This is a genomic window from Roseburia inulinivorans DSM 16841, assembly GCF_000174195.1.
Lineage (GTDB): Bacteria > Bacillota > Clostridia > Lachnospirales > Lachnospiraceae > Roseburia > Roseburia inulinivorans.
The window spans coordinates 1-9,479 of record NZ_ACFY01000109.1 but is presented as its reverse complement, the minus strand read 5'-3'; the positions used below and the strand labels follow the sequence as shown (position 1 = coordinate 9,479).

The 9,479-nt window shown below is 39.7% G+C and carries 9 protein-coding genes; 6 read left to right on the top strand and 3 right to left on the bottom strand.

Features of this window, described 5'->3' with window-relative positions; genetic code table 11:
• From ROSEINA2194_RS12480 to ROSEINA2194_RS12470, 3 genes are all read left to right on the top strand, one after another.
• Positions 1 to 915, top strand: a 915-nt coding sequence (locus ROSEINA2194_RS12480) for a HAMP domain-containing sensor histidine kinase (RefSeq protein WP_007887602.1), incomplete at its 5' end; no start/stop codon positions are given.
• A 31-nt stretch (positions 916 to 946) separates the two neighbouring features.
• Entirely contained in the window at positions 947 to 1,993 is a 1,047-nt protein-coding gene (locus ROSEINA2194_RS12475; RefSeq protein WP_007887601.1) for an FUSC family protein, read from the top strand.
• A 6-nt stretch (positions 1,994 to 1,999) separates the two neighbouring features.
• Positions 2,000 to 2,572 carry a CDP-alcohol phosphatidyltransferase family protein gene (locus ROSEINA2194_RS12470; RefSeq protein ID WP_006858451.1) on the top strand — a complete coding sequence of 191 codons (573 nt, stop codon included), beginning with the start codon at positions 2,000 to 2,002 and terminating at the stop codon, positions 2,570 to 2,572.
• A gap of 207 nt (positions 2,573 to 2,779) precedes the next feature.
• On the opposite strand, the gene ROSEINA2194_RS12465 is transcribed toward ROSEINA2194_RS12470, so the two are convergent.
• Positions 2,780 to 3,118 (bottom strand): hypothetical protein, encoded by a 339-nt coding sequence (locus tag ROSEINA2194_RS12465; protein WP_007887600.1) that lies wholly within the window; start codon positions 3,116 to 3,118, stop codon positions 2,780 to 2,782.
• A gap of 236 nt (positions 3,119 to 3,354) precedes the next feature.
• Between ROSEINA2194_RS12465 and bsh the strand changes: the two genes are divergently transcribed.
• Together bsh and ftsH are read left to right on the top strand one after the other, a co-directional pair.
• Positions 3,355 to 4,344, top strand: coding sequence for a choloylglycine hydrolase (gene bsh, locus ROSEINA2194_RS12460; protein WP_007887599.1), 990 nt, complete (start codon positions 3,355 to 3,357; stop codon positions 4,342 to 4,344).
• A 50-nt stretch (positions 4,345 to 4,394) separates the two neighbouring features.
• Positions 4,395 to 6,209, top strand: coding sequence for an ATP-dependent zinc metalloprotease FtsH (ftsH, locus tag ROSEINA2194_RS12455; protein ID WP_007887598.1), 1,815 nt, complete (start codon positions 4,395 to 4,397; stop codon positions 6,207 to 6,209).
• Between the two features lie 144 nt (positions 6,210 to 6,353).
• Here ftsH and ROSEINA2194_RS12450 read toward each other — a convergent pair whose 3' ends face one another.
• The gene (locus ROSEINA2194_RS12450; RefSeq protein ID WP_172681219.1) at positions 6,354 to 6,941 is read right to left on the bottom strand and encodes a transposase; all 588 of its coding nucleotides are present in this window, start codon (positions 6,939 to 6,941) and stop codon (positions 6,354 to 6,356) included.
• 470 nt (positions 6,942 to 7,411) lie between these two features.
• Between ROSEINA2194_RS12450 and ROSEINA2194_RS12445 the strand changes: the two genes are divergently transcribed.
• Complete coding sequence (locus tag ROSEINA2194_RS12445) at positions 7,412 to 8,833, top strand: methyl-accepting chemotaxis protein (RefSeq protein ID WP_252832625.1); 1,422 nt, start codon at positions 7,412 to 7,414, stop codon at positions 8,831 to 8,833.
• Positions 8,834 to 9,169: 336 nt separating this feature from the next.
• Here ROSEINA2194_RS12445 and ROSEINA2194_RS12440 read toward each other — a convergent pair whose 3' ends face one another.
• A complete protein-coding gene (locus ROSEINA2194_RS12440) occupies positions 9,170 to 9,454 on the bottom strand; it encodes a helix-turn-helix transcriptional regulator (protein ID WP_007887594.1) in 285 nt (94 codons plus the stop codon).
• Between the last annotated feature and the right edge of the window lie 25 nt (positions 9,455 to 9,479).

The following is a 9,479-nucleotide window of genomic DNA, read 5'->3' as shown; positions in this document are numbered from 1 at the left end:
CCGGGCAGCATACCTGTGCTTGGCTGGCTTTTGATTTTCAATACATTGATTGCAGGGCTGATCACTTCCTTTATTAATGCAAAGTTACTAGAACCAATTACCAGACTTAGTAAAGCAATGAAGGAAGTTTCTCGGGGAGATTTTGAACAGCATTTGGAAACGAACAGCCGTATAGCAGAAGTTGGAGAATCTTATCAAAGTTTTAATGTGATGACAAAAGAGCTTCGTGCAACAGAGGTGCTGCAGATGGATTTTGTATCTAATGTTTCTCATGAGTTTAAGACCCCGATTAATGCCATTGAAGGGTATACAATGCTTCTTCAGGGAGAAGAACTGTCTCAGGAGCAAGAGGAATATGTAGAAAAAATCCTGTTTAATACCCAAAGGCTTTCCGGATTGGTTGGAAATATTTTGCTGTTATCCAAGTTAGAGAATCAGAACATACCAATGAAAAAAACAGAATATCGTTTGGATGAACAGATCCGTCAGGCATTTCTTTCCCTGGAGACAAAATGGACAGAAAAAGAAATTGGTTTCCAGGTAGAGCTGGAGGAAGTTAAATATACTGGGAATGAAGGACTTTTTATGCATATATGGATGAATCTTTTAGATAATGCGATTAAGTTCAGTCCTGCAAAGGGGACAATTATGATGTTTCTGAAGCAGGAAAAGGATTCTGTAATGTTTATTCTGGAAGATGAAGGACCGGGAATAGAGGATGATGTGAAAACCAGAATATTTGATAAATTTTATCAGGCAGACGGTTCTCACAAAGCAGAAGGAAATGGTCTCGGCCTTGCACTTGTGAAACGGATCGTAGATAGTGCTGGCGGGACAATCAAGGCAGAAAACCGGGAATATGGTGGATGCAGATTTGTTGTAGAGCTTCCAATACAGAAAGATGAGGCCATATAAGTTTAAGAAAAACAGATAGAGGAGGAATTACATGACATTTTATCAGGAATTGCAGTTAAATCAGGCAGGTTCTAAAAATCTGTTGAAAAAGAGTGAAACAGTGAAAGAAAAATCATATCATATACTGGTATATTTGGTAAAGATAGCTGTTACAATGGCATTTTGTTTTTTATTTGTTACTATTTTCAGTATCTTATTTGGAAATGAGAATAGTATTGTGGGTGTAGTAGTTTTATTATGCCTTATGGTATTTCGGAATGCGGATCTGGGGATCCACACCGGACAATCTACGATGCTTTTGGCTTTGTTCTTTGTAATTATGACTGTATGTCCGCATTTAGCAAACCAGCTTTCACCGGTACTTGGAATGCTGTTAAATATTGCGGCACTGGCTGTGTTGATTCTGTTCGGATGCCATAATCCATTCATGTTTAATCAATCTACATTGGTTCTTGGGTATCTGCTGCTATATGGTTATGATGTTACGGGAAAAAGCTATCAGATGCGATTAGTCGGAATGGCTTTAGGTGCAGCACTTACCTGCTTCGTATTTTATCGAAATCATAAAAACAGAACTTATAAAAGAAATCTGAAAGATCTGATACAAGAATTTGATATCACTTCTTCCAGAACAAAATGGCAGATATGTCAGATTTTATGCGTACCGATCGTCCTTTGCATTGCAGAACTTTGTAATATGCCACGTGCAATGTGGGCTGGTATTGCGGCCATGTCCGCGATTTTGCCGTTTATGGAAGATATGCACTACAGAGTCCGTAAAAGGATTGTCGGAAATATTGCAGGTGTTATATGTTTTACAGTATTATATTTTCTGCTTCCTTCGTCAATCTATGCATATATAGGAATTCTTGGTGGAATCGGTGTAGGATTTTCAGCACAATATGGCTGGCAGGCAGTATTTAACACATTTGGTGCTTTAGCCATTGCTGCAGAGACTTATGGACTACAAGGAGCGGTTAGTCTTAGAGTGATTCAAAATGTTTTTGGTGTTGTGTTTGCTTTAGCATTTTGTGTTATATTTTATTGGTTTATGTCTAAAAAAAGGAAAGTGATGTGATCGTACATGCAGAGTGAAGTGAATCAGGAAGAAAATTTGAATAGAATTATTACGGTTCCTAATCTTCTTTCTTTTTTTCGGCTTTGTCTGATTCCGGTAATTATATGGAGTTATTGTGTAAAGAAAAATCCTCTGTTAGCTGGTGAAATCTTATTGCTGTCTGGTCTTACGGATCTTGCTGATGGATATATCGCAAGAAGATTCCATAGGATTAGTAATTTAGGAAAAATACTTGATCCGGTGGCTGATAAGCTTACACAGGCAGCGATGTTAATCTGTCTGTTTACTCGTTTTCCGCATATGCTTCTTTTAATCGTAATAATGGCAGGTAAGGAGCTGTATATGGTAGTCAGTGGATGTCTTGTGATACGAAAGACAGGAAAAGTACATGGTGCAGACTGGCATGGAAAGATAGTAACCTTTTTATTATATGGAACTGCAGCGGTGCATATTATATGGTTCCAAATTACACCGATGGTATCAGATCTGTTGATTGGTTTGTGCGCTATAATGATGGTCATATCGGTCGCTCTGTATATTATCCAGAATACCAGGACTCTTAAGGGAGAGACTGTATAAGCAATTTTATATTGCAATGACTAGAAAAATATTTAGGAGAAGATAGATATAAACAGTAAGTCAAACACACAAACTATGGAGTCTTTAGTCGGTTTAATAAAATTTTAGATAGAAAATAAATCATTCAATGTCATTTAGATAAGGTTTTTTATGACAAAAAGACAGATTGCTTATCTGCCTTATAATGCAGTATAATGGTAACGAGATTTATGCAACCCGATACATGAAATCCCTATTTCTCTTTGGACGGAGGTGGATAGGATATTTTCGATTGTACTTGACAGGTGTCAGATACTTTTGTATGAGAAGCATGGACTCTGTTTCGTTACCATCGTGTTTGAGATATGCCCTGCATATGTTTACTGCATTTGAAACGGATTTACTCTGCATCTGGAGCATAAACTGAATATATTCGCGGAAAGAAAGTTTGCGGTTCCTAGTAAAATCACTTTCCGGATTACGGCAGAACATGGAGTGAATTTCATCGAGTTCTGTGATGCAGTTGTCGAGTGTGGATTTTAAATTAGATAAGAAAAAATCAGCCATAATGAGCCTCCTTGAAATATGTTTATAATCAAGGCTTACGCAACATATATTGGCTTACTTGTCAACTGTTTTTTGTAATATTTTTAAAGTTTTAGGTATAAAAACAGTGGCTTTCTATGACAGAAAACCACTAAAATGATGCTTAACTGAATGGCATTGCTTTATCACCACTTTGAAAATGGTTGTTTATGAGATCGTTTGCAGGACTATTATAGCAGAAAGAAGAGGTGTTCGATATGTGTACAGCAGCAACTTACAAAACAAAAGATTTTTATATGGGCAGAACGCTTGATTATGAATTTTCCTATGGGGAACAGATCACGATAACGCCAAGAAATTATGAATTTGATTTCCGGTTTGCCGGGAAGATAAAAAGCCATTATGCTTTGATCGGAATGGCATTTGTTGCAGGAGGTTATCCGCTTTATTATGATGCTGTTAATGAAAAAGGCCTTGGAATGGCAGGTCTTAATTTTGTCGGCAATGCGGCATATGAAGAGGCTTTGCCGGAAGATGAAACAGAAGTCAGCCAGGTGGCACAGTTCGAGTTCATCCCATGGATCCTTACACAGTGTGCTACTGTAGCAGAGGCGAGAGAGAAGCTGGCAGCAATGAGACTGACAGGCACAGCATTCAGTGAACAGCTGCCGACAGCACAGCTTCACTGGATCATTGCAGACAAAGACTCCTGTATCGTTGTTGAGTCTATGAAAGATGGGCTGCATGTATATGATAATCCGGTAGGAGTGCTTACCAATAATCCACCATTCCCGGGTCAGATGTTTGCACTTAATAATTATGCCGGAGTATCCAGAAAACAGCCGGAGAGTACTTTTGCAGGAGTATTACAGCTTGATGCATATAGCAGAGGAATGGGTGGAATGGGAATACCCGGAGATCTTTCCAGCCAGTCAAGATTTGTGAAAGTTGCCTTTACAAAATTAAATTCGATCTCCGGTGAAGAAGAGGGTGAGAGTGTAAGCCAGTTCTTCCATATCTTAGGATCCGTAGATCAGCAGCGTGGATGCTGTGAGGTGACAGAAGGCAAATATGAGATCACGATATACACGTCCTGTTGTAATACAGCAAAAGGTATTTATTATTATACGACTTATGATAATCATCAGATCACAGCGGTTGACATGCATGCGGAAAATCTGGATTCAGATCAGCTGATCTGTTATCCGCTTCTGTCCAAGGGCGAAGTCAGATGGCAGAATAAATAATACGAAAATGCACGGAGAAAGCATAACGCAGAACAACAGGAGGAAAGACCATGAAAGAAGTTAAAACACCGAAAAAACCACTGGCATATTATTATGGGATTGTGTTAATAGTGCTGATCGTATTTAATCTGGTTGTCACACCAATCCTTATGGAGCATCAGGTAAAGGAAACGGATTATGGAACTTTTATGAGCATGATCGAGAAGAAGAATATTGGTGAAGTAGAAGTTGAGGACAATCAGATCATCTTTACAGATAAAGATCAAAAAAATATTTATAAAACAGGTCTGATGAACGATCCGAACCTGACGGACAGGCTATATGAATGTGGAGCAGTATTCGCAAAAGATATCGATAAGCAGATGTCACCGATCATCAGCTTCCTGCTGACCGGGGTTTTGCCATTGATCCTTTTTATCGCACTGGGAAATTATATGGCGAAGAAACTGATGGAGCATGCCGGAGGAAAAAATTCGATGGCTTTTGGAATGGGAAAAAGCAATGCGAAGATTTATGTGCAATCCAGTGAGGGAATCCGTTTTTCAGACGTTGCAGGAGAAGATGAGGCGAAAGAAAACCTTTCAGAGATCGTTGATTATCTACACAATCCGAAGAAGTATACCGATGTAGGTGCGTCTATGCCAAAAGGTGTCCTTCTTGTAGGACCTCCGGGAACCGGCAAAACAATGCTTGCAAAAGCAGTTGCGGGTGAATCAAATGTACCATTTTTCTCAATGTCCGGATCAGAATTTGTTGAGATGTTTGTCGGTATGGGAGCTTCCAAAGTTCGAGATCTTTTCGGACAGGCAAAGGAAAAGGCACCATGTATCGTGTTTATTGATGAAATTGATGCCATTGGTAAAAAGCGTGACGGACAAATGGGCGGAAATGATGAGAGGGAGCAGACCTTAAACCAGCTTCTTACAGAGATGGACGGATTTGAAGGAAATAATGGTGTCATCATTCTTGCTGCAACGAACCGTCCGGAGTCGTTAGATCCGGCACTTACACGTCCGGGACGTTTTGACAGACGTGTGCCGGTTGAACTGCCGGATCTTGCAGGCCGTGAAGCAATTTTAAAGGTTCATGCAAAGAAGATAAAGGCATCTGATGATGTTGACCTGCATACGATTGCACGTATGGCATCGGGGGCATCCGGTGCGGAGCTTGCCAATATTATAAATGAAGCAGCATTACGTGCTGTCCGTAGTGGAAGGACCGTTGTAAATGAATCTGATCTCGAAGAAAGTATAGAAGTGGTTATTGCAGGATATCAGAAGAAGAATGCGGTTCTTTCAGATCAAGAGAAGAAGGTTGTTGCATATCATGAGATCGGACACGCTCTGGTAGCTGCATTACAGAGTCATTCAGCTCCGGTCCAGAAGATTACGATCATCCCGCGTACCTCAGGTGCACTCGGCTACACTATGCAGGTTGAGCAGGGTGATAAATATCTGATGACGAAAAAAGAACTTGAGAATAAGATTGCTACATTTACAGGCGGACGTGCGGCAGAGGAGATCGTATTTGGTGAGATCACGACCGGAGCCTCCAATGATATCGAACAGGCAACAAAAATTGCAAGAGCGATGATCACCCGCTACGGCATGACAGATGAATTCGACATGGTGGCAATGGAAACCGTGACCAACCAGTATCTTGGCGGCGATACGTCTCTTTCCTGTTCCGCAGATACCCAGAAGGAAATTGATGAAAAAGTCGTGCAACTCGTAAAAGCAGAGCATGAAAAAGCAAGAAAAATCCTTGCTGAAAACAGGGAAAAACTGGACGAACTGGCTATGTACCTGTATGAGAAGGAAACAATTACAGGTGACGAATTTATGGATATTTTAGACAGAAAATAATGTAGTTAATTAGATAACCAATTCCACCCAAATATGATGAACAATTTTGGAATGAATTGTATTCATTTTTACAGAAACATTCTAACGAAGAGTATATTCTCATAGGAGATTTTAATACTATCAATAATAGAAACATGGAAGAGTTTAGAAAGATATTATATATTGCATATGATATTTGGTATCAAAAAGGAAACAGAGAACCTTTATCATGTATGCAGAGCCTTTTATCTCATCTGCTTTAGCTGCTTTCACAATAGCAAGTTCAGGATCATCCTTTTTAGGACGACCCTTGCCACATGGATTATCTTTTTTGACCTGCTTATATTCGCTGCAGGCATCATGCCAGATATCTTTTCTGACTTCATCGAGAGCTGTCATAGCCCACTCGACTACGTGAAAGGAATCAACACAATGGGCGCAGTCAGGAGTGTATTCATTTACACACTCTGTGATCCATTTGGCACCATCACCTGTAACAACCTTGATGCTGGATAGCTGCTCTGGAGTAAGCTGTTTATAAAACTTTTCAAGAACGGATTTGCCATGGTCTTCCGATGCCCATACCACTGTGTTGGTATCGTGATTAAAGATTACTGTAATGTACTTGTGACCCTTTTTGTAACTGGTTTCGTCAATGCCGATATTAACCAGACCATCAAGTCTTCTTGAGCGCTCCGGTTCTAAATCATGAAGAGCACGATTGACACAGCGGCCTACAGTTTCCCAGTCCACTCTCATGAAGTATGATGTGGTACTTCTTGGAAGATAGGATGCAAACCATGCAACGGTAAGGTCGAAATCCTTGGTAAATCTACTACCTGGATATGCCCATGGAACTTCGGCAACATATACCCCATGTTCAAGGCAGATGATACGATGCGTCTGGTATTCAACTTCGACCAGAATACCACCCCAGTCCAGCCCCCTCTAAGTGGTTGGTCTGCTGGAATGTTTGTCATAAGCAGGACATGACTTGTGACAGAAAGGGCAGTCATTCTTATGCCATTTATTAGGTCTGGCTTTGATACGGATGTGTTTCACGCCATCCTCATCAGAGTAAAGATTAAAATTTTCTATCAAGAGAATATAGTATTGACAAAATTTTGTGGGGTGGGATAAAATGATGGTAAAAAATTCCAAAACATAACGCATTGGTGCCTTTCGCAGAAAGAAGAAAAATAAACATGAAAAAGAGAACGAACTTGGGAAAAAAGTTAGTAACAATGTTAGTGTCTGTAGGCTTTTTTGCAGTTTTGATTACAGTCTTGAATTTAATGGCATTACAAGCTATTCGAGGAAAGAATAATGTGCTTATAGAACAGTTTGAACAATATGAAGAAGCAGTGGAAAATAATGATACCGCGGTTTTTGAAACAGCAAAAGGAGAAGTGGCAGAAGCCATCAGACATATCAACTACAGAATAAATGGAAGCATCATTTTTGATCTTGCACTTGTGGTAGCTGATATTATTGTAATCGTACTTCTTTCGATTGTTATTAATAAGTCCATTGTTTGTCCAGCAAAAAGAGCAAAGAATGATTTGGATGATATCATTTTAGGTATAGAATCAGGACAGGGTAATCTTACGTTAAGAGTATTTGATGAAACCAGTGATGAAATTGGTCAGCTTGCAAATGGTGTCAACCATTTTATTGAAACATTACAAAATCTTATGGTAAAGATTCAGAGTGTATCAAAAGATATGAAAAAATCTTCCTATCTTGTACAAAATGAGGCGGAATCTTCAAATATGAGTGCATCCAATGTGAGTGCAACATCGGAAGAACTTGCAGCATCCATGGAAGAGGTATCTGCTTCTCTATATGATTTAGCCCAAGGATGTAATAATCTGCTAGAGAAAATGGCAGGCATGAATGAGGATGCTAAGAACTCTGCAATGAAGTTGCAGGAAGTGAAGCTTACTGCAGAAAATAGCTATAAAGAAGCGATTGCATCAAAAGAAAAAACAGTAGAAACATTTGATGGCATTCAAAAGGATGTCGCGGAGGCAGTAGAAGCATCTAAGTCTGTAAATGAAATTGCAAAACTTACAGAAAATATCTTAAATATCGCAGCACAGACAAATCTTCTAGCACTTAATGCATCGATTGAAGCAGCAAGAGCAGGGGAAGCAGGCAGGGGCTTTGCCGTTGTTGCAGATGAAATCAGACAGCTTGCAGATAGTTCACGTGAGACAGCAAACAATATTCAGGAAATCAGTGGAAAAGTTATTGAGGCAGTAAACAATCTGTCTGGAAATGCAACGGAAATGATTCGTTTTGTAGATGAAAAGGTAGCACTTGATTATGACAACTTTGTAAAAATTATTGGAAATTATGATGCTGATTCTGAACAGGCAAGTAATACATTTAACGAGTTTGCAGTTAAGTCAAAAGATAGCTTAGGTACAATGAATGATATGAATGAAAGTATCAATAACATTTCTATAGCGATTGAAGAATCTGCAAAAGGTGTTACAAACGTAGCACAAGAGATATCACAACTTGTGACAGCAATTTCAGCAATTACAGTGCAGGCGGACGAAAATAAGAACCTTTCGGAAGATTTATCGGATGAAGTAGCAAAATTTGAAAAAAGTTTAACTAACAGATTTTTATTATGAGAAAAACTGTATTAGGTAAATAATCCGCACTAACTAAAAATGAATGCCAGAATAAGCACAAAGGCATAGCCCCATTACGGGTTCTATGCCTTTGCGTTTTCCGGAAGATTGTCATTAACTGCATCAAATTCAAGATTCTGTTCCCGGCACCATTCGACAGCTTTCGACAGAGCTTCGCCGGCGCGGCAGGTCCAGAGAATGAGTTTGTTGCCGTTGCGTTTCCATTCCTGGAGATATTCAATCAGTGCATGGTTGGGTTGACCAAGCTCCGGTCATTTGCTGTAACACAGGGTCCCGTCAAAATCAACAGCGATGGTCTGGAAATTCAACTGTTTTTTATTGTTCATTCGGCTCATCTCCTTTAGCTGGTGTCTGCTGTATACCCGGATGATAGCAGAACAGGCTTGTTACCGGCTTATGGAAAAAGTCTGCAATCCTCATGGCATAAAGCAGGGAAGGGATATGCTGTTTTGACTCGATATTGGCAATAGTTTTCAGGCTGATGCCGGTTGCTGATGCAAGTTCTTTCTGGGTAATGCCAAGATCTGCCCTGGCTTCAACAAGTCTGCAGGTAATTGTGTCTGTCACAGTGTTTATGTCTATATCCATATCAGTATTCATATATATGCACCTCCAAATTCAGAAT